Source organism: Actinopolyspora mortivallis (assembly GCF_003001495.1).
In the GTDB taxonomy this organism is placed as follows: domain Bacteria; phylum Actinomycetota; class Actinomycetes; order Mycobacteriales; family Pseudonocardiaceae; genus Actinopolyspora; species Actinopolyspora mortivallis_A.
This window is the reverse complement of record NZ_PVSR01000002.1, coordinates 209,200-229,554: the sequence shown is the minus strand read 5'-3', so window position 1 is coordinate 229,554 and position 20,355 is coordinate 209,200. Positions and strand designations below refer to the sequence as shown.

Annotated in this window: 14 protein-coding genes; 10 read left to right on the top strand and 4 right to left on the bottom strand. The window is 70.3% G+C overall.

The annotated features are described in order from the left end of the window. The first annotated feature begins 44 nt into the window (after positions 1-44). Positions 45-1,535: an FGGY-family carbohydrate kinase gene (locus tag CEP50_RS03495; protein ID WP_106112451.1), complete on the top strand. Its 1,491-nt coding sequence runs from the start codon at positions 45-47 to the stop codon at positions 1,533-1,535. Positions 1,536-1,556: 21 nt separating this feature from the next. Here the strand turns inward: CEP50_RS03495 and CEP50_RS03490 are convergent, their stop codons facing one another. Continuing rightward, positions 1,557-2,489 (bottom strand): DNA recombination protein RmuC, encoded by a 933-nt coding sequence (locus tag CEP50_RS03490; protein ID WP_106112527.1) that lies wholly within the window; start codon positions 2,487-2,489, stop codon positions 1,557-1,559. Positions 2,490-2,675: 186 nt separating this feature from the next. On the opposite strand from CEP50_RS03490, the gene CEP50_RS03485 reads away from it, so the two are divergent. The 3 genes from CEP50_RS03485 (at position 2,676) to CEP50_RS03475 (ending at position 8,291) form a co-directional block, all read left to right on the top strand. After that, positions 2,676-3,854 (top strand): exonuclease SbcCD subunit D, encoded by a 1,179-nt coding sequence (locus tag CEP50_RS03485; RefSeq protein WP_106112526.1) that lies wholly within the window; start codon positions 2,676-2,678, stop codon positions 3,852-3,854. Next, a complete protein-coding gene (locus CEP50_RS03480) occupies positions 3,851-6,808 on the top strand; it encodes an AAA family ATPase (protein WP_106112450.1) in 2,958 nt (985 codons plus the stop codon). The genes CEP50_RS03485 and CEP50_RS03480 overlap by 4 nt, the downstream gene beginning before the upstream one ends. Before the next feature lie 136 nt (positions 6,809-6,944). Further along, entirely contained in the window at positions 6,945-8,291 is a 1,347-nt protein-coding gene (locus CEP50_RS03475) for a DUF2252 domain-containing protein (RefSeq protein ID WP_106112449.1), read from the top strand. 44 nt (positions 8,292-8,335) lie between these two features. Here CEP50_RS03475 and CEP50_RS03470 read toward each other — a convergent pair whose 3' ends face one another. From CEP50_RS03470 to CEP50_RS03460, 3 genes are all read right to left on the bottom strand, one after another. Continuing rightward, entirely contained in the window at positions 8,336-8,833 is a 498-nt protein-coding gene (locus CEP50_RS03470) for a methylated-DNA--[protein]-cysteine S-methyltransferase (protein ID WP_106112448.1), read from the bottom strand. Then, on the bottom strand, positions 8,830-10,356 hold the full coding sequence (locus tag CEP50_RS03465) for an AlkA N-terminal domain-containing protein (protein ID WP_181188190.1): 1,527 nt from the start codon (positions 10,354-10,356) through the stop codon (positions 8,830-8,832). The genes CEP50_RS03470 and CEP50_RS03465 overlap by 4 nt, the downstream gene beginning before the upstream one ends. A 145-nt stretch (positions 10,357-10,501) precedes the next feature. Then, the gene (locus CEP50_RS03460) at positions 10,502-10,846 is read right to left on the bottom strand and encodes a hypothetical protein (protein ID WP_106112446.1); all 345 of its coding nucleotides are present in this window, start codon (positions 10,844-10,846) and stop codon (positions 10,502-10,504) included. Between the two features lie 294 nt (positions 10,847-11,140). Here CEP50_RS03460 and CEP50_RS20030 point away from each other — a divergent pair, with 294 nt between their 5' ends. The 6 genes from CEP50_RS20030 to CEP50_RS03430 all read left to right on the top strand — a co-directional run bounded on the left by CEP50_RS20030 (position 11,141) and on the right by CEP50_RS03430 (position 20,341). Continuing rightward, complete coding sequence (locus CEP50_RS20030) at positions 11,141-11,293, top strand: hypothetical protein (RefSeq protein ID WP_181188189.1); 153 nt, start codon at positions 11,141-11,143, stop codon at positions 11,291-11,293. A gap of 93 nt (positions 11,294-11,386) precedes the next feature. Continuing rightward, positions 11,387-12,466 carry a redox-regulated ATPase YchF gene (gene ychF, locus CEP50_RS03455; RefSeq protein ID WP_106112445.1) on the top strand — a complete coding sequence of 360 codons (1,080 nt, stop codon included), beginning with the start codon at positions 11,387-11,389 and terminating at the stop codon, positions 12,464-12,466. 1,075 nt (positions 12,467-13,541) lie between these two features. Next, entirely contained in the window at positions 13,542-13,814 is a 273-nt protein-coding gene (locus tag CEP50_RS03450; protein ID WP_106112444.1) for a hypothetical protein, read from the top strand. Between the two features lie 543 nt (positions 13,815-14,357). Beyond that, the gene (locus CEP50_RS03445) at positions 14,358-15,116 is read left to right on the top strand and encodes a hypothetical protein (protein WP_106112443.1); all 759 of its coding nucleotides are present in this window, start codon (positions 14,358-14,360) and stop codon (positions 15,114-15,116) included. Between the two features lie 1,454 nt (positions 15,117-16,570). After that, on the top strand, positions 16,571-17,992 hold the full coding sequence (locus tag CEP50_RS03435; RefSeq protein WP_219905298.1) for a family 2B encapsulin nanocompartment shell protein: 1,422 nt from the start codon (positions 16,571-16,573) through the stop codon (positions 17,990-17,992). A 3-nt stretch (positions 17,993-17,995) separates the two neighbouring features. Then, positions 17,996-20,341 carry a family 2 encapsulin nanocompartment cargo protein terpene cyclase gene (locus tag CEP50_RS03430; RefSeq protein WP_106112442.1) on the top strand — a complete coding sequence of 782 codons (2,346 nt, stop codon included), beginning with the start codon at positions 17,996-17,998 and terminating at the stop codon, positions 20,339-20,341. Positions 20,342-20,355: the final 14 nt, after the last annotated feature.

Genomic DNA, 20,355 nt, shown 5'->3' with positions numbered 1-20,355 from the left:
CGCCGAGCGGGCCACGCACTGACCGCCAGGGACGGAGAACGCGGATGGCCGACGTGACGCTGCTGGGCATCGACATCGGCACCTCCGGCTCGAAGGGGGTGCTGACCACCGCCACCGGCAAGGTGCTCGCCCGGGCCGAGCGCGGGCACGCCACGCGGTACCCCCGGCCGGGGTGGGTGGAGCACGACCCGGAGGAGATCTGGTGGAACGACTTCACCGGCCTGGTCGGCGAGCTGCTGACCGCCGCCGAGGGGCGGACCCTGGCCGGGCTCGGCCTCAGCGGTATCGGACCGGTGCTGGTGCCCGCCGACGAGCGGGGTTCTCCGCTGCGTCCGGCGATCCTGTACGGGGTCGACACCAGGGCCACCGCCGAGATCGCCGAGCTGGAGGAGGAGCTCGGCGCTACGGAGATCCTGCGGCACGGGGGCTCCGCGCTGAGCAGCCAGGCGGTCGGGCCGAAGATCCGTTGGCTGGCCAAGCACGAACCCGAGGTGTACCGGAACACGTCCACACTGCTGATGTGCGGTTCCTACCTGGTGCACCGGCTCACCGGCCACTACGTGCTCGACCACCATTCGGCCAGCCAGTGTGATCCGATCTACGACCTGCGTGGCCGCCGTTGGTTTCCCGAGTGGGCCGAACGGGTGGCCCCCGGGATCGAGCTGCCCGAACTCGCCTGGCCCACCGAGGTGGTGGGACACGTCGGTCGGCAGGCGGCGGCCGAGACCGGGTTGCCCGAGGGGTTGCCGGTCACGGCGGGAACCGTGGACGCCTGGGCCGAGGCAGCCAGCGTCGGCGTGCGGGAGCCGGGTGATCTGATGCTGATGTACGGCACCACGATGTTCTTCGTGCAGGTGGTGCGCGAGCCGCTGGCCCACCCGGCACTGTGGAGCACCCGGGGTGCCTACCCGGACACCTACACGCTGGCGGCCGGAATGGCCACCTCGGGGGCGGTGACCGACTGGATGCGGGGACTGTTCGGCGGCGAGTTCGGTGAACTGCTGCGGGCCGCCGCCGAGGTTCCGCCGGGAAGCCGGGGGCTGTTGCTGCTGCCCTACTTCGCGGGGGAACGCACACCGGTGTTCGACCCGGACGCGCGGGGGACGGTGTGTGGGTTGACCACCGCGCACGGACGTGGCGAGTTGTACCGGGCCGCGTTGGAGGGCATCGCCTACGGGGTGCGGCACAACCTCGAGGTCATGGCCGACTCCGGGGCAGCGGCCGAACGACTGGTCGCGGTGGGCGGCGGCACCACCGGTGGGCTGTGGACCCGCATCGTCTCCGACGTGACCGGCAGGCCGCAGTCGATCCCCGCGGAGACGGTCGGGGCCTGCTACGGCGACGCCCTGCTGGCCGGGGTGGCCACGAACACGGCGGTGGACCCGCGGAACTGGAACCCGGTGGTCGACACGGTCGAACCCGACGAGGCTGCCACCGCCCGCTACGCCGAGTTCTACCGGCACTACCGGAAGCTGTACGAGAACACGATGGACACCGCGCACTTCCTGGCCGAGCAGCAGCGCCGCGTCGGGTGACGGCGGGAGCGGACCGAGATCCTAGTTGCCTTCGGCTCCGTCGACCGCGATGGACTCCGTGTCCCGCTTCACCCGGTCGGTCTCGGTCGCGTCGGAGAGTTCCACCAGCGGCTGGACCGCCCCGCGGAAGTTCTCCAGCGCGTCCAGTTCCCTGCGCCGCGCCGAGACGAAGCGTTGCAGGTGTGTGCTGGACAGGTTGACGGCCTCCACCGCCGAACCGGCCGCCCGTTGGGCGCGCACCGCCTGGGCACGGACCTGCTCGATGTCCTCGCTCAGGGCGTGTTCCGTGGCGGCGAACACGGCGGCCGAGGCGATCACGGCGAAACCGGTGGGTCCACAGAGGAAGATCCTCCGTTCCAGCAGCCACGACAGCAGGTTCGGATCCGTGTCCAGGGCCGCCACCACGGCCGCGTCGGAGGGCACGAACATGACCGTCCCGTACACGGCGTCGGCCCACCGCCGGTAGTCCTTGCTGGCCAGTTCGTTCGCCCGGGCACGGATGTTCTTGGCGTGCACCCGCAACGCCTCGTTGCGCTCCTCGGGGTCGTCGGTTTCCACCGCCTCGGTCCACACCGCCAGGCTGGCTTTCGCGTCCACCGGAACACGGCGGCCTCCGCCCACCGTGAGCACCAGGTCGGGACGTGCGGCCCCTCCACCGGCTATGTCGGTCTGCTGGGTGAAGTGGATGCCCTCCCGCAGACCCAGGGCGGTGGCGGTGCGCACCAGCGCCTGTTCGCCGAGTTCGCCGCGTCCCTGCGTCGAGGAGAACGTGATCTCGTAGCGGCGCAGGGCCTCCTGGTGCTGGGCGCTGCGGGAACGTTCGGCCTCCAGCATCCGGAGGGCGTCGTCGGCGCGGCGCGCGTTGTCGGTGTAGAGCCGCCACAGCATCGCCAGCGCCCCGGCCAGCACCAGCACGGCCACGCCGAGCACGACTCCGAGAAATCCCGTTCCCACGAGCACTCCTTCCGGCTTTCGCCGATGGTGGTTGTCGATCCTTCCGCCCGATTCTCGGTGTCGAGAACGTTTCGGGACGGTGTTCCGTCGATCGTGCCCGACGGTTTCGCCCTGTGGGGTGAGTTCCGCGGGGTGCGTTCCACCGGGGTCTCCGGACTGCCGGGATCGGTCGATAACGTTTCCGCCATGCGCCTGCTGCACACCTCCGACTGGCACATCGGCCGGACCTTCCACGGGCACGACCTGCTGGAGGAGCAGTGGCGGGTGCTTTCCGAGGTGGCCGAGCTGGTCCGTTCCGAAGGGGTGGACGTGGTCGTGGTCGCCGGGGACCTCTACGATCGCTCGGTGCCCTCCGGCGAGGCGGTCCAGCTGTGCGTGGACGTGCTGGAGCGCATCCGGAAAGCGGGGGCGCGGCTGGTGGTCACCCCGGGAAACCACGACTCGCCGCAGCGTGTCGGGGCGTTCGCCGAGTTCGCCGCGGCGGGCGGGCTGCACCTGCACACCAGGACCTCGCGGCTGCACGAGCCCACGGTGCTCACCGACGAGCACGGGCCGGTGGCCTTCTACGGGCTGCCCTACCTGGAACCGGATCCGGCGCGGCAGGTGCTGCGCGGCACCCCGGCCCCCGGCGCTACCGAGGAGGACATAGCACGGGGGCACGAGGCCGTGCTGCGGGAGGCGATGAACCGGGTGCGCGGCGAGCTGGCCACCCGCCCGGGCACGAGGTCGGTGGTGCTGGCCCACGCGTTCGTCTCCGGGGCGGAGAGCAGTGACTCGGAACGCGACATCACCGTGGGCGGGGTGGATCGGGTTCCCGCCCACGTGTTCGAGGGGGTGGACTACGTGGCCCTGGGGCACCTGCACGGCCCGCAGCGCGTGTCCGAACGGGTGCGTTACTCGGGCAGTCCACTGGCCTACTCGTTCTCCGAGGCACGGCAACGCAAGTCGGTGTGGCTGGTCGACCTGGACGAACAAGGGCTGGGGGCGGTGCGCCGCCACGAGCTTCCCGTGCCCCGGGAACTGGCCACCCTGGAGGGAGAGTTGGACAACCTGCTCCAGGACCGGCAGTACGAGCCGTTCGTGGACTGCTACGTCTCCGCCGTGGTCACCGACGAGTCCCGGCCGTTGGACGGGATGCGCAGACTGCGGAGGCGCTTCCCCTACGCGGTGCACATGGAGTGGCGCCCCGCGGAGGGAAGGGCCCGGGCGCCGCTGCGCTACTCGGAGGCGGTGCGCGGACGGGACGAACGGCGGATCGTGCGGGACTTCGTGACCAACTGCCGGGGGACGGAACCGTCCGAGTCGGAGTGCGCACTGCTGGACCGCGCCCTGGACGAGGTGGGGGCCTCGGAGGTGCGGCGGTGAGACTGCACCGGCTGGAGCTGTCGGCCTTCGGCCCGTTCCGGGACCGGCAGGTGGTCGACTTCGACGAACTCGGCGCGGACGGGCTGTTCCTGCTGCACGGGGACACCGGCGCGGGCAAGACCACCGTGCTGGACGCGATCGTGTTCGCCCTCTACGGCGAGGTCCCCGGGGCGCGCAACCAGGCCAAGGCGCTGCGCTGCGACACGGCCGAGCCCGGGGCGCGGACCTGGGTGGCTCTGGAGCTGAGCGTGCGGGGACACCGGCTGCGGCTGGAACGCAACCCCGAGTACCGCAGGCTGAAGAAGGACGGCTCCGGCCACACCGACGTGCAGCACAGTGTCTCACTGTCCTGGCTGTCCCAGCCCCCCGAGGGGGAACCCCGGGAGGGGTTGACCCGCGCGCGGGAGGTGGGCCAGACCGTGCGGCGCCTGCTGGGGATGAGCGCCGAACAGTTCTGCCACGTGGCCCTGCTGCCCCAGGGCGACTTCGCCAGGTTCCTGCGGGCCGACGCCGGGCAGCGCGCCGACCTGCTGGAGCAGCTGTTCGGTACGGGCCGCTACTCCGAGGTGGAACGCTGGTTCAAGGAGACCCGGCAGCTGCGTGGTGGGGAGCTGGAACGTGTCCGGGCCGAGGCCGACCGGCTGGTGGCGCGGATCACCCAGGTGGCGGGCGGGGAACCGGACGTCGGTGAGGACCGGGTGCGGTGGCTGGACGACCTCGAGAAGGACCTCGTCCGACGCGGGGAGAACGCCCGCGCCGAGCACCGGCGGCTGGACCGGGAGCGGGAGCGGGCCGAGCGGACCCTGACGGCACGGCGGGAACTCGCGGACAAGGTGGACAGAGTCCGCAGGGCCACCGCCGAGCTCACCGAACTCTCCGGACAGGAGGAGACCGTCCGGCGGTGCGAGGCCGAACTCGACGCGGCCCGCCGTGCTGTGGCGGTGGTCAACGCCGACCGGGAGTGGGAGACTGGTCTCCGGCGTCTGCGGGAGTGCGAACGACTGCTGCGCCAGGCCCGCACCGAGTGCCCCGACGTCGACGCCACGCGGGAGGCCGAGCCCGCGGAGACGCTGCGCGCACGGGCCGTGGAGCTGCGGGAGGAGGCGGCCGTGCTCGCCGAGCGGGAGGCCGAGGCCGAACAGCAGCACCACGACCAGCGCCGGGTCGCCGAGCTGGAGGAGGAGATCGCCGCCGACTCCGCCGCGGACGCGGAACTGGCCGAGCGCCAGCGCCAGCTGCCCGAGGAGATCGAACGGGCCCGTGCCCGCTCGCAGGAGGCGGAACAGGCCCCGCAAAGGCTGGAGACGCTCACCGCGCGGTGTGCTGAGCTGGAGGAAGCACTGCGGGTGGCGCGGGAGCTTCCCGAGGCGGACGCGCGGTGCGCCGAGGCCCGGCTGCGGGCCCAGCGGGCTGTGGACGAGCACCAGACCGCGCGGCAACACCTCCAGGACGTGCGGGAACGCCGACTCGCCGGTATGGCGGCCGAGCTGGCCGGGGACCTGTGCGAGGGCACGGCCTGTCCCGTGTGCGGGGCCACCCGACACCCGGATCCGGCCGACCCGGCGGAGCAGTCGGTCGGGGCCGAGGACGAGCGGCGGGCCCGCGAGGCCGAGGCGCTCGCCCAGCGCCGCCGCGACGAGGAACGCGCGGCGCTGGAGGAGGCCGAGCGGGAGTGCGCGCGGCTGCGTGAACAGCTGGCCGACAGGACGGAGGCCCCGCTGCGCGAGGAGTACGAGCGGGCCAGCGCCGAACGGGCCGAACTGGAGGAGTTGGTCGAGCAGCGCCACACCCGCGCCGAACGTCTCGCGGAGCTGGAGGCCGACGTCGAGCGGGTGAACGGCGACCGCGTCGAACTCGCCAACCGGATCAGCGCCAACCGGTCCGCGCGGGACTCGCTGCTCGCCACGATCGAACAACGGCGACAACGGTTGCGGGCGGCGCGGGGCGAGTTCGACACGGTCGCGGCGCGGCGGAACAGCCTGATCGACCGGGCCGAACACCTCGACCGGGTCGCCACGGCCGGCGACGAGCACGAGCGGGCCCTGGAGTGGGAGGCCGAACAGCGGCGGGCCCGCGAGCGGGTGGCCGTCGAGAACGGCTTCGCCACCGCCGAGGAGGCCCTGGGGGCGGCACGCGAGCAGCGGCGGATCGACGAGGTGGACGAGTGGCTGGCGAGGGTGCGGCGCCGGGAGGCCGCGGCCAGGGCCACGTTGGACGAACTCGCCGGGGTGGACCCCGAGGCCGAGGTGGACGTGGAGGGGGCCGCCGCGGAGGCCGAACGGGCGCGGCTGCGGGCCGAGGAGGCGGGCACCGTGGCCGCCGACCTGGAACGCCGCGCCGCCGAGATCGCCGAGCTCGGTGGTGAACTGCGCCGGGTCCACGCCCGGCTCGAACCGGTCGAGGCGGAGTTCGCCGAGCTGGACGCGTTGACCGACGTGGTCAACGGGCAGGGGCAGAACGCGCGCCGCATGACCCTGCGTTCCTACGTGCTCGCGGCCCGGTTGGAGCAGGTCGCCGAGGCGGCCACCGTGCGACTGCGGCACATGAGCGACGGTCGTTACTCCTTCGAGCACTCCGACGAGCAGGGCCCGCACGGCAAGCGGGGCGGGCTGGACCTGCGGGTGCGCGACGACTACTCGGGGCGCAGCCGCTCGACGAGGACCCTCTCCGGGGGAGAGACCTTCCTGGCCTCGTTGTCCCTGGCGCTGGGACTGGCGGACGTGGTCGGTGCCGAGGCCGGGGGAGCGATGTTGGACACGTTGTTCATCGACGAGGGTTTCGGAACCCTCGACGGGGATACACTCGATCTGGTGATGGACGCGTTGGACGAACTCCGCGCCGGGGGCCGGGTGGTGGGCCTGGTCTCGCACGTGGACGAGCTGCGGCAGCGCATCCCGGTGCGGCTGCGGGTGCGCAAGTCCCGCAGCGGTTCGTCGTTGGGGATCGAGTCCTGAGCACGGTCGGTCGGCAGCCGGAAGGCCCCGTGCACGCGGCAGCGCCCCGGTTTCCCGCCCGTGCCGCGGTGAACGCCGCTCGCGCACAGGAAACGAACGACGCGGACCCCGGTGGTGGGGTCGGAAAGGTCGAGACATGTCCGAGCTGTCCGCCATGCTGGAGATCCACGATCCGGACGCCCGTCGTCGGCGCATCGTCGACACCCTCGTCGAGACGTTCTCGGATCTGATGCGGAACAAACCGGCGGCCTTCCGCACCAAGTTCCGCAAGATGGCGGCTTCCCCCTTCGCCTTCTACCGGGGAACGGCGTGCCTGTTCTACTCCGACGTGGCCCGGATGAGCGACCCGTGGGCGGACGAACGCACCGGGCGGGTGTGGATCCAGGGCGACCTGCACGCGGAGAACTTCGGCACCTACATGGACGGCGAAGGCGTGCTCGTCTTCGACGTCAACGACTTCGACGAGGCCTACCTGGGCCACTTCACCTGGGACCTGCAACGCTTCGCCGCCAGTCTCGCGCTGATCGGCTGGAGCAAGGCGCTGCCGGACGACGACATCGAGAGCTTCGTCACCGGGGCCACGCGTTCCTACATCGACCAGGTGCGTCGTTTCGTCGAGGGCGGCAACGACGCGGCGTTCTCCCTGAACCTGCGCACCACCGACGGCCCGATCCGCGAGGTGCTGCGGCAGGCGCGGCTGCGCAGCAGGTCGGGCCTGCTGGACCGGGAGACCGAGACCGAGGGGTTCGACCGCCGTTTCCGCGACGGCCCCGGCGTGCGCAGGCTCCCCGAGCAGGAGTACGAACGCGTCCTCGACGCCTACCGGCGCTATCTCACCACCATCCCGCAGGACAAGAAGATGAGCGAGATCGCCTACGGGGTCAAGGACATCGTGGGCCGCAGCGGTTTCGGGATCGGCAGTGCCGGGCTGCCCGCCTACAGCCTGCTGCTGGAGGGCGAGAACGAGGCGCTGGAGAACGACCTGATCCTGTCCATGAAGCAGGCCAACGTGGCCGCCCCCGCCGCCGTGGTCCCCGACGAGCGGATCCGGCAGTACTTCCGACACCACGGTGAGCGCACCGCCCTGTCCCAACGGGCGTTGCAGGCCCATGCCGACGCGCTGCTCGGCTACACCGACATCGACGGGGTGGGCTACGTGGTCTCCGAGGTCTCGCCCTACGTCTCCGACCTGGACTGGAGCGAGCTGACCGAGCCGGACGAGATCCGGCCCGTGGTGGACTACCTGGGGCGGGCCGTGGCCAAGATCCACTGTGTCTCCGACTCCGACTCCGACCAGACCCTGGTTCCGTTCCAGACCGAGAACGCGATCCTGAAGGTGCTGGACGGCCGCGAGGACGAGTTCGCCGAGTGGCTGTGCCGGTTCGCGATGGAGTACGCCGACGTGGTGCGCGACGACTACCGGCTGTTCGTGGACGCCTTCCGGCACGGCGAGATCGGCAACGTCTCCGCCACGCGCGCGTGAGTCGAAGGCCCCGTGCGTCCCGTGGTGGGCACGCACGGGGCGGGTCAGCGTCGTTCGTGGTCGAGCAGCCGTGCCTTGAGGTCGGTTCCCCAGCGGAAGCCGCCGAGCGAACCGTCCCCGCGCAGCACCCGGTGGCAGGGCACGAACAGGGCGGCGGCGTTGTTCGCGCAGGCCGCGGCGGCGGCCCGGGCGGCTCGGGGACTGCCGGCCAGTTCCGCGTAGCGCCCGTAGGTGACGGTGCTGCCCGCCGGGACGCGGCGCAGGATCTCCCAGGCGTGCTGGCGGAACGCTCCGGAGCGCTGGCGCACGGGAATCCCGTCGACCGCCTCCGGATCTCCCGCGTGGTAGCGGATCACGGCGCTGCTCACCTCGCCGAGGTCGGTGCTCCGCCGGAGCTCGGTGGGACGCAGCGGCGCCGCGACCAGCGGGAGCAGTTCCTCCACCCCGGCGGTCCAGCCGGAGGCCAGTACGGCTCCCTGGTGGTCGACGAGGACGGTGAACGGGCCGAAGTCGGTGTCGTGGGTGGTCCAGTGGGCGATCATGTCGTTTTCCCTTCGCGAGGACGGTGTTCGTCGGATGGGGTCGCGGTGTCCGGGCGGGGGGCGTCCGGTGCGCTCGTCTCCGTGGATTCGGCGATCCCGCGCAGGTGTTCGGCGGCGTAGGAGCGCCACGGGGACCAGGCGTGGGCGTGCCGCTCCAGGCGGTCCGCCTCCGTCGGCAGCCCCGACCGCCTCGCCCCGCGCAGCACCGCGTCGGTGAGGACGAGGGTGTCGGGTTCCCCGAGCACCCGGGTACTGATCCGTTCGGCCGTGCGGGCGGTGAGGCCGGGAACGCTCCGCAGCTCGGCACGCAGTTCCGTGCCCTCACGCCCTGGATGGAGGCGCAGCTGTCCCTCGGCGAGCCGTTCGGCCAGCTCGCGCACCGGCTCGTCCGCTGCCGTGGGGAACAGGTGGGCCGCCTGCTCGACCAGCTGCCGGGGGGTGGGGAACAGCCGGGCCGTGCCGCCCTCCGCCGTGGCCACCGTTTCGCCGAGTTCGGCGGCCCACCAGCCCGCCCGCAGCCGGGCCTGCCGGGGGGACAGTTGTTGACGCAGTACCGCGCGCAGCGCTGTTTCCGCCCCGTCGACGCTGCCCAGCATCCGTGTTCCGGGGGCGCCCGCCACGGCCTCCGCCAGGAACGGGTCGCGGCCGAGGGTCTCGTCCACGGCCACCGGATCGCAGTCCAGGTCCAGCAGACGTCGTAGCCTGTTCACCGCGCTGCCGAGGTCCCGCAGGTCGGTCAGGTGCAGCGTGGCGGCGACGTGAGCGGGGGCCGGGGTCAGTTCGACGGTGCCGGTGCCGTGGGGCAGCCGCAGGGTGCGGCCGTAGTGGCCGGTCGAGCCCCACTCCACTCCGGGCACGGCTCGTGCGGTGAGCCGCCGCAGTGTCCCGGGGCCGTCGAAGGGCACGCGTGCGGGCAGCCGCAGCCGCAGCGTTCCGGCGGGAAGACCCGCAGTGGAGGGGCGTCTCGTCGCGCGGCGCAGCTCGGTGGGCGTGGCGGCGAAGACCTCGCGGACGGTGTCGTTGAACTGCCGCAGGCTGGCGAAACCGGCGGCGTGGGCGATGTCGCCGAAGGCGAGTCCGGTCCGTTCGATCAACAGCCGCGCGGTGTGGGCCCGGTGCGCGCGGGCCAGGGCGAGCGGCCCTGCCCCCAGCTCCTCGGTGAGCACCCGGTTGAGGTGTCTGGGGGAGTAGCCGAGTCGGGCGGCGAGTCCCCCCACCCCTTCCCGGTCCACGGTGCCGTCGTCGATCAGGCGCACGGCCCTGCCGGCCAGGTCGGCCCGCAGGTTCCACTCGGGCGAGCCGGGTACGGCGTCGGGCAGGCAGCGCTTGCAGGCCCGGTATCCGGCCTGCTGGGCGGCTGCCGTGGTGGGGAAGAACGCGATGTTGTCGGTTTTGGGGGTGCGCGCCGGGCACGAGGGGAGGCAGTAGATGCCGGTGCTGCGCACGGCGGTGACGAAGCAGCCGTCGAACCGGGGGTCGCGGGAGGCGACGGCCCGGTACGCCTGTTCGGTGGTGACCAGCACGTCTCCGATCCTCCCACTGCCGGTGGGGGAGCACTGGCGGAAATCGGACACGGTGGTGCCGGGGTGGGACCGTCCTCGGGGCGGGACCGAGGACGGCGTGCTTCACGAATGGGTGGTCGGTGGTCGCGGGGTCGTTCTCACCGGATCAGCACAGGATGATCCGGTCCAGATAGGGGCTGATTCCTCGGGAGACGTTCTTGCGTGTCTGACCCGGGCGAATGGAGAAGCACCTGCTGTCGGCGCCCCGGGCCATGATGAGTTTGATCCGGTAGTAGCGCTTGCACTCGTTGGTGACCCAGACCGTGGTGTACACCTTTCCCTTGTCCTGGCGGTCCGTGATGCACTTGGGGGCGGTGGTCTCCTTCGCGGAGACGGCCGTTTCGGCGGAGTGCGCGGACGGTGCGGCCGTGGCAGCGGGGAGGGCACCCAGCGCTGTGATCCCGGAGAGGGCGAGCGCGGCCAGCGCGGCGGAGAAACGGGGAGTGGACACGGGAACCTCCTGGAATGCTCGGGTGATCGTGATGCGCCGACGGATTCCCGTCGGGTGGAGCGGAACTTCCGGGATGATTCTGTTCCGTTCTTTCCTCCGTGGGGAGAGTGATTTCCGGAAATCACCCGAAGGGGAATGACCGGAATTGCTTTCGCGGGAAAACACTGTCCGCGCGGGTGAATCAGCGGCGACTCGCTTGACGGGGGCGAAAACGCCGTCCCCGGCGGGGTTCGGGAGTTCTTCCGGGGCCGCGCCGGACTGCGAACCGGGCCGGAAGGTCGTACCGTTTCGACCATGACGAGGGGGATGTACGTCAGACGCGTGGTGGGGGCCGCCGCGGCGGCCGTGGCGCTGCTGCTCGGTGCGGCCTGCGACGACACCGGCGGCGGGGGCGAGCAGCAGGAGCAGGAACAGGAGGACGGCGAGCAGGACGACGGGGGCTACTGAGCTCCGCCGGGGTTCCGCGTGTGACCGACGGTCACCGGTGTTGGCCCGACCGTCTGACCGTGATCGTGGGCGGGCTCCTAGACTTGGGCAGCTGTGAGCCTCACTCTCGGAATCGTCGGCCTGCCCAACGTGGGCAAGTCCACCCTGTTCAACGCGCTGACCCGCAACGAAGCCGTCGCGGCGAACTACCCGTTCGCCACCATCGAACCCAACGTCGGTGTGGTCCCGCTGCCGGACCAGCGGTTGGACAAGCTCGCCGAGATGTTCGAGTCCGCCCGCACCGTGCCGGCCACGGTCTCGTTCGTGGACATCGCCGGCATCGTGCAGGGGGCCTCGGAGGGGCAGGGGCTGGGCAACCAGTTCCTGGCCAACATCCGGGAGGCGGACGCGATCTGCCAGGTCATCCGCGTGTTCGACGACTCGAACGTGGTTCACGTCGACGGGCAGGTGAACCCGTCCAGTGACATCGAGACGATCAACACCGAGCTGATCCTCGCCGACCTGCAAACCCTGGAGAAGGCGCTGCCCCGGTTGGAGAAGGAGGCGCGCACCAAGAAGGAGCGCAGGCCCGCCGTGGAGGCCGTGCAGGCGGCCAAGGAGGTCCTGGAGGAGGGGCGCACCCTGTTCTCCGCCGGCAAGGGGCGGGAGGTTCCCGAGCTGGCCGAGCTGAACCTGCTGACCACCAAGCCCTTCCTGTACGTGTTCAACTGCGACGAGGGCGTGCTCGCGGACAAGGACCGGCTCGCCGAACTGCGCGAGCTGGTCGCCCCGGGCGACGCGGTGTTCCTGGACGCCAAGGTCGAGTCGGAGCTGGTGGAGCTCGACGAGGAGTCGGCCCGGGAGCTGCTGGAGTCGGTGGGTCAGGAGGAGCCGGGGCTGAATGCCCTGGCCAGGGCCGGTTTCCACACCCTCGGTTTGCAGACCTTCCTCACCGCCGGGCCGAAGGAGGCCCGTGCCTGGACGATCCGGCAGGGCGCGACCGCGCCGGAGGCGGCCGGGGCCATCCACACCGACTTCCAGCGCGGCTTCATCAAGGCCGAGATCATCTCGTACGAGGAGCTGGTGGAGGCGGGCTCGATGAACGCCGCCCGCTCGGCGGGCAAGGTCCGCCTCGAAGGCAAGGAGTACGTGATGCAGGACGGCGACGTGGTCGAGTTCCGCTTCAATGTGTAGCGGGTGACATACCACCACGTCGCTGACCTGGCAAACAGGCAGGTCAGGAGGGGTCCGACTCTTCGGGGTCGGGCTCCTTGGTGCTCCTGTGGGACGACTTCATGGGGCATCTATATCCTCCTCTTATTCGAACACAGGTGCCGTGTTCTACTGACTTGAACTCGTCGACTCGACCAGGGGACTTGGTTTGCCCCGCCGTCGTACAGCTCCCTCTCACAGCGTTCTGGCCCGTCCCGCGAAGGGCAGCCTGACCGGAAGACGGCTCCGCTCGGTTACGGAATGCTGGCGACGGTCTGTGTCTACATGGGGGTCCTGTCCATGGTGGACGAACCTGTATCCGAGGAGTCCGCGAGCGCGACCACCTCGGCTCCGGACACCTTCACCCCTGATCAGGCGGACAGCGACACCAGGGCACGCCCCGTCCCCGGCGTCTACAGCAAGGATGAGCAGGACGGCTACGTCCCCACGTATTTCGACGGCGAGGGTGGCATTGCCGGCGTGCCGGTGACAGAGGAACAGCGTCAGGCGGTCATCGAAGAGGCCATACGGCGCGGGATGAGTGCGAAGAGGGCCTACGCCTTGGCGTACGGCGATGGATGTTCCGAGCCGCCCACCAAGACGAAGGAGATGGGAAAGAGGGCGAAGAGAGTCCCTGAATTCAGCGCTGCTGGGGAAGCGCGCCCCTTGTATCGAGAGGTCGCCCCAAACATGCGGCACGACGACGATCGCGTGGCCGATGGGGAGACGGCGAAGATGAGAGGGCACACCCACAACGCGCCGGCCGGGCCGAAGACAACGGGGGCGAAGGCGGGCATATTGGGGATACGCGCTCAGCGCAGGGCGACGACGTGGAGGCGGAGACGCTCAAGGACGAGGGCGACGAGAGGAAGTTCTACGATTTCGTCCCGGGCACATAGGGGAGAAGCTCCCCGAGCCGGTCCGGGAGAGCATTCGGCACCTGCTTCCGTTCCGGTCGTTCCTCTCGAACATCAGCCACCCCGGGACCGCGCCCGGATTCACGGTCTCGCCTCCGGGCAAGATGACCGACACAGTCACGGTTACGGGACGATCTCAGGTGAGCGCGAGCGCAGAAGTCACGGTCCAAGTCGAGATGCCCACAGAGCCAGTGAAGGGCAACTCGCACAGCACCGTCGCCGTCACCGTGAAGGCCCCTCGGAACGATGAGGTGCCCCGTCCCCGGACGTCGACACCCGTGGAAGACGCTGACGACGTGCCGCATGTCGCGGTGAGCGAGACGGTTGATGCCGTTCTTTCCTCCGAGGGCCAGGATGCCTCGGAGGACGAGGACGACGGCGAAAATCGGGCGAGCAAACCTTCATCACTATGAGAGAACCCTCCTCCCCGGCCTCCTCTGGCGGCGGCTCGGGGAGGAGGCGTCCGCCAGTCGGGGACAGGCCATCCCAAGCGCTCGTCCTGGCTGGGAGACACTCAAACAACTCCTGCACCGCCTGAATTCCTGCACCGCCTGCGCGGCAATGTGGTGGAGAGGTGGCCGGGCCGACCGTATGGCGATCGAGCACCGCCAGGGCTTCGCGCAGTGGGGTCGGGCGGCTGGGGTGCAGCTCCGGAACGTCAAGTCGGCCTGGAAAGGCATGATGCGTAAGGCCTGCGTAGAGTCTGCGTAGGGCCGTCTCCCCGACCGGCGGTGCTCCTTTCAGATGAATCGCCGGATCAACTGGCTGCGTATGCCGCCCGGTTAGGTCACCCTGAGGGAAGTCAGGCATCCGCGTGCACCGTTCATCCCGGCTCCCCGTATCCGTGTCAACGCGCATCCGCTGCGTGGTGACGTTCCCTCACGCCGGCCGCCGTCGGTTGTGGTCGGCACTACCGACCATCCCCCTTCTCCGCTCTCTCTCAGGGAGGAAGCATCATGGCCACTATCACCGTTTCCGCGGCCAGAGGCCGCCGTCGTCTCGCGCTGTTCGCCGCGGCCCTGCTGACCGGGACCGGCGCCGCGTCGCTGGCGCTGGCCACCCCGGCCCAGGCCGCCGTGTGTACCGTCAACGGTGTCCCGCAAACCGACGTCAACGGCACCGTCAACGGTACCTCCGGAAACGACACCATCACCTGCGTGTTCCTGTCCGCAGGGGAAACCATCAACGGCCTCGCCGGCAACGACGAAATCAGAGTTCTCCAGTCCTATGGCGGCACGGTGGAAGGCGGCGACGGCGACGACACTGTCACTGTCGGAAGCCCCCCGCTTCCGGGCTGGACGGGCGTGGTCCGGGGCGGCCCCGGCAACGACTACCTCTACTCAGCGTATGGACTGGATGGCTTTACGCCCCTCGGGCCGGCGCGCCTCGAAGGCGGTGACGGTGACGACATCATCACCACCCCCGAGGCCATACGCGGTGGCAAGGTCCTGGGTGGTGGCGGCGACGACACCGTCAACGTGGACGAGATCCAGGACAGGGCCTCGGATGTGAGTGGAGGGGAGGGCAGTGACACCGTGCGCGTCCTTCGGCTCTCCGCGGGGACGGTGCACGGCGACGCCGGAGACGACCTCGTCGAGGGCATATCCCCGGGCGCGGCGGTGACCGTCAGAGACGGTGGCTTCGTCCATGGGGGCGCCGGAACCGACACCTGCCGTACCAGCCCCACCAGGGCGAACGACTGCGAAAACCACTGACTCACCGGCTGGGTGGACGCCCCGGACATGGCCCACGGCCGGGGACCCGGAACCGGGGCCGTGCGATCCAGCCCGGCCCGACAGGTACAGCGCGACCGCGGCGGCTCTGAATCGAAGCGCCCCGACCGCCCGAGACGGTGGAATCGAACGAGTCGGGGCCGATTGAGGGACGGACGGACACTTCCCGCGTCTCAGCCGATGGGTTTGGTGAGTTGCTGGATGTAGTGCCGAATGTGAGGCGGCATCTTCTCCAGTAGAGCATCCAGAGGAACGAGACGGAGTGCCTGACCCTCGCCGAGGGTCAGGTCACTCTCCTCATGTCTTCCACGTGATCCTCCGGTCAGTGAGGGGCGGCGCCCGGCGGTCCCACCGTGGCGCCGTGGTCATGCCTGGGGACGCTGTGCCGGGCGTCCGAGCTGCCAGACCTCCAAGCCCGCCGCGAGCCATGCTGCCGAGTCGACGGCGTTGCGCACAACGTGTAGGCCGCGCAGCCGGGATCCGGCGGGACACGTTGGACTCCCCGTGTCAGGGACCCCGTCCGAGTCCTCTCACCTCCGCTGGGGGGCACGAGCCTCGCCGGATCGACCGGAGTCAGTGACCGCGTTCGGTCCCGCTGTCGTCGCGTGCGGCCAAGGACGTGGGCGCGCGGTGGCGGGGTGGAAAGCCCGGCCGCCACGATGCTCGCGCCCGCGAGCAGAACCTCCCCCGACGAGGTGGCCGATTGCCCAGGGGTGCCGAGACTCCGTACAACGCGGCGAGCACGCCGACCGAGCCGTACCCGAATCCCCGCTCGCGCAGGAACAGAGCGAGGCGAGCGGTCCCGTTCCCTCCGGCAGGCGTCCGACGACATTGCTCGACAGCAGCCTTTTGACGGAGGACTCTCGGAACAGGTCGACGTAGGGACGCACTCGGTCTTCCTCCTGACCCGGTCAAGTGCCGGGAAAGTTCCAGAGATTCGACGTGGAATGGTTTTCCGGTGTCTTTCCGTTTTCCCGTCGTGCGGAATGATCCCGACTCTTTTCGCGCTCACTGTGAAACTGATGATCCGGGCGAGCGGGGCCGACGAACTCGCTGCCCGCTCGCACGAAGAGACGAGTCGTCCCGTGAGGTCTCACGCGACGGCGCTTCCGCTGGCGGGCGAGAGCGGGTACCGCTCTGTCGACACGAGACGGAATGTGACTTCCGACACGACAGTGGCATGTTGTGGTGCTCCTTCCGCGCCAGTCACTGTCCGAACACGACTTGTGCTACTCCACATTGGTCAATTAGCTTGTCCGACCGGGTGACGGTTGATCACCTGATCGGTCGATCAACCATGGTCGCCCTCCGAGCTGATCACGATCACGTTCGAGGCCGTACTGGGGCGAGTTCACTGGGGCGAGTTCCAAACGCGGGTGACCGACTGGTCTGACTGCGCGGGCAGGAATGTGTGACACGCGGCGAATTGGTGGTGTGTGGTGACGAGTACGGAGTCGGTTCCCGGTCCGCTGAACGGTGACGAGCAGTCGCCGTTGAGCCTGGGCACGGCGGCGGCGCGGAATCTGTCGACGACGACGAAGACCCCGCCGCAGATGCAGTCGATCACCTCGCGGTGGTTGCTGCGCCTGCTGCCGTGGGTGCAGGCCTCGGGCGGGGCCTACCGGGTGAACCGACGGTTGACCTACCAGCTGGGCGACGGGCTGGTGACGTTCTCCAACACCGGTGCGACGGTGCGGGTGATCCCCGGCGAGCTGCGGGAGCTGCCCGCACTGCGCGGCTTCGACGACACCACGGTGCTGGAGGGTCTGGCCGAGCGTTTCGTGCAGCGCGAGTACGCGGCGGGCGAGGTGATCGTCGAGGAGGGCAGCCCGTCCGAGGAGATCGTGCTCATCGCGCACGGCAAGGTGAACAAACTGGGCACCGGCCCCTACGGGGACCAAGCGGTACTGGGAGTGCTGGCCGGAGGGCAGCATTTCGGCGGCCACGTGCTGGCCGAGGACGGCGGCACCTGGGAGTTCACCGCCAAGGCCGTGACGCCGTGCACGGTGTTGACCCTGCCGCGTCAGTCCGCCCGCGAGGTGGTGGACCGCTCCGAGACGCTGCGTGCCCACCTGGAGCGGGTCCAGGCCGCACAGCGGGGCGCGCACAACGACGACGGCGAGGCCGCCGTCTCCGTGGCCTCCGGCCACGCCGGTGAACCGGAACTGCCGGGCACGTTCGTCGACTACGAGCTCAAGCCCCGCGAGTACGAGCTCAGCGTGGCCCAGACGGTGCTGCGGGTGCACACCCGGGTCGCCGACCTGTACAACGAGCCGATGGACCAGGTGGAGCAGCAGCTGCGGCTGACCATCCAGGAACTGCGCGAGGAGCAGGAGAAGGAGCTGGTCACCAACCGCGAGTTCGGGCTGCTGCACAACGCCGACCTGCGCCAGCGCATCCACACCCGCACCGGTCCGCCCACCCCGGACGACATGGACGAGCTGCTGTCGCTGGTCTGGAAGGACCCCGGTTTCTTCCTGGCCCACCCGAGGGCCATCGCCGCGTTCGGTCGCGAGTGCAGCCGTCGCGGCTTGTACCCGTCCAGCGTGGAGATCGGTGGACACCACGTGCCCGCCTGGCGCGGTGTGCCGCTGTTCCCCTGCAACAAGCTGCCGATGAGCAGCCAGCGCACCACCTCGATCATGCTGATGCGTACCGGTGAGGCCAACCAGGGCGTGGTCGGGCTGCACCAGACCGGGCTGCCCGACGAGTACGAGCCGGGCCTGTCGGTGCGGTTCATGGGCATCAACGAGAAGGCGTTGATCTCGTACCTGGTGTCCACCTACTACTCCGCCGCGGTGCTCGTGCCGGACGCGCTGGCGGTGCTGGACGACGTCGAGACCGGCAGGGAAGACTGACCCGTGGCCGGCCAACCGTTCGAGCTTCCGGAGTTCTACCTGCCCTGGCCCGCCCGGCTGAACTCGCATCTGCAGCGGACGCGCGAGCACTCCACGGAGTGGGCCCGTCGGATGGAGATGGTCACCCCGGGAGGGGTGCCGGGCAGCAGCGGGGAGTTCGCCTGGGACGAGTCCACCTTCGACTCGGCCGACTACCCGCTGCTGTGCGCCTACACCCACCCGGACGCCACCGCGACCGACCTGGACCTGATCACCGACTGGTACGTGTGGGTGTTCTACTTCGACGACCACTTCCTGGAGCACTACAAACACACCGGCGACCTCGCCGGGGCCCGGCGGTACCTGGCCGGGCTGTCGGCGTTCATGCCGACCGGGCCGAGCGAGCACGTCCCGGAGCCGAGGAACCCGGTGGAGTGGGGACTGGTCGACCTGTGGTCCCGCACGGCCCCGAGCATGTCGGCCGACTGGCAGCGCAGGTTCGCCGAGGCCACCCGCAACCTGCTCGAGGACTGCGTGTGGGAGCTGACCAACATCACCCAGGGGCAGGTGCCCAACCCGGTCGACTACGTCGAGATGCGCCGCAAGGTCGGCGGGGCACCCTGGTCGGCCGGGCTCGTCGAACTCGCCGCCCGGGCCGAGATCCCGGCGCGGATCGCCGCGAGCCGACCGATGCGGGTGCTCACCGACACCTTCGCCGACGGGGTGCACCTGCGCAACGACCTGTTCTCCTACCAACGCGAGACCCAGCAGGAGGGTGAGCTCAACAACGGGGTGCTGGTCATGGAGACCTTCTTCTCCACCAGCACGCAGCAGGCCGCCGAACTGACCAACGATCTGCTGACCTCCCGTCTGGAGCAGTTCGACAACACGGCCCTGACCGAGGTGCCCGCGCTGTGCGACGAGCACGGCCTCGACCCGGACGAACGGGCCAGGGTGCTGGCCTACGTCAAGGGGTTGCAGGACTGGCAGGCCGGTGGCCACGAGTGGCACACCCAGTCCAGTCGGTACATGAACGAGCACGTCACCGCGACGTCCGGCGCCCCCGTCCTGCACGGCCCCACCGGCCTGGGGACCTCGGCGGCCCGGGCGTTCTCCCGGCTGCGTCCCGGCCTCCGGCGCCGGACGCGGCAGCAGTCCCACCGGCCGTTCCAGGAGGTGGGGCACCTGACGCTGCCGGAGTTCTTCATGCCCTATCCCGTGCGGATGAGCCCGCACGTGGACACCGCCCGCGAGCACGGTGTCGACTGGGCACGGCGGATGGGCATGTTCGACTCCGTGCCCGGGGTGGAACTCGGCGGGGTGTGGGACGAGCGCCGGTTCGTCGGTTTCGACTTCGCCCACTGCGCGGCGATGATCCACGCCGACGCGAACCCGGAGGCACTCGACCTCTCCTCGGACTGGCTGGCCTGGGGCACCTACGGCGACGACTACTTCCCCGCCGTGTTCGGTGCCTCCCGCGACCTCGCGGCGGCCAAGGTCTGCAACGACCGGCTGTCGGCGTTCATGCCCCTGCACGGGGAGTCCACTCCGGAGGCGACCAACCCGATCGAACGGGGCCTGGCCGACCTGTGGCGACGCACCGCCGGGCCCATGGGCACCGAGGCGCGGCGCCAGTTCCGCACCGCCGTGGAGGAGATGACCGCCAGCTGGCTGTGGGAACTGGCCAACCAGATCCAGCACCGGGTGCCGGACCCGGTCGACTATCTGGAGATGCGGCGCAAGACGTTCGGCTCGGACATGACGATGAGCCTGTCCCGGCTGGCCCATCTCGACACGGTGCCCGCCGAGGTGTACCGCAGCACGGTGGTCCGGGAGATGGAAACCGCCGCGCAGGACTACGCGTGCCTGACCAACGACCTGTTCTCCTACCAGAAGGAGATCCAGTTCGAGGGCGAGGTCCACAACCTCGTGCTGGTCACCCAGTACTTCCTCGACGTCGACCGGTGGCGGGCCCGCGACGTCGTGGCGGAGGTGATGACCGCCCGGATGCGGCAGTTCCGACAGATCCTCAGCGAGCGCCTGCCCCGGATGTTCGACGAGTTCGGTCTCGACGACTCCGCCCGCCGGGTGCTCCTCGACCACGCCGAGTCCCTCAAGGACTGGATGTCGGGGATCCTGGAGTGGCACCGCAAGTGCGTGCGCTACACCGAGGCCGAACTGCGACGCCACCACACACCGTGGGCCGCCGGGGCGGGAACACCACCCTCCCCGTCCGCTCTCGGGGCCGCGCTGCCGGAGGGAGCGCTCACGCCGCGCCGGCGCCTGGCCGGACCCACCGGCCTGGGTACGGCGGCCCGGATCGCCGCGCCGACGGAGGCCACGGGCCGTGGCCCGCGCGGGACCGGGTGAACCGGCGGCGGCTG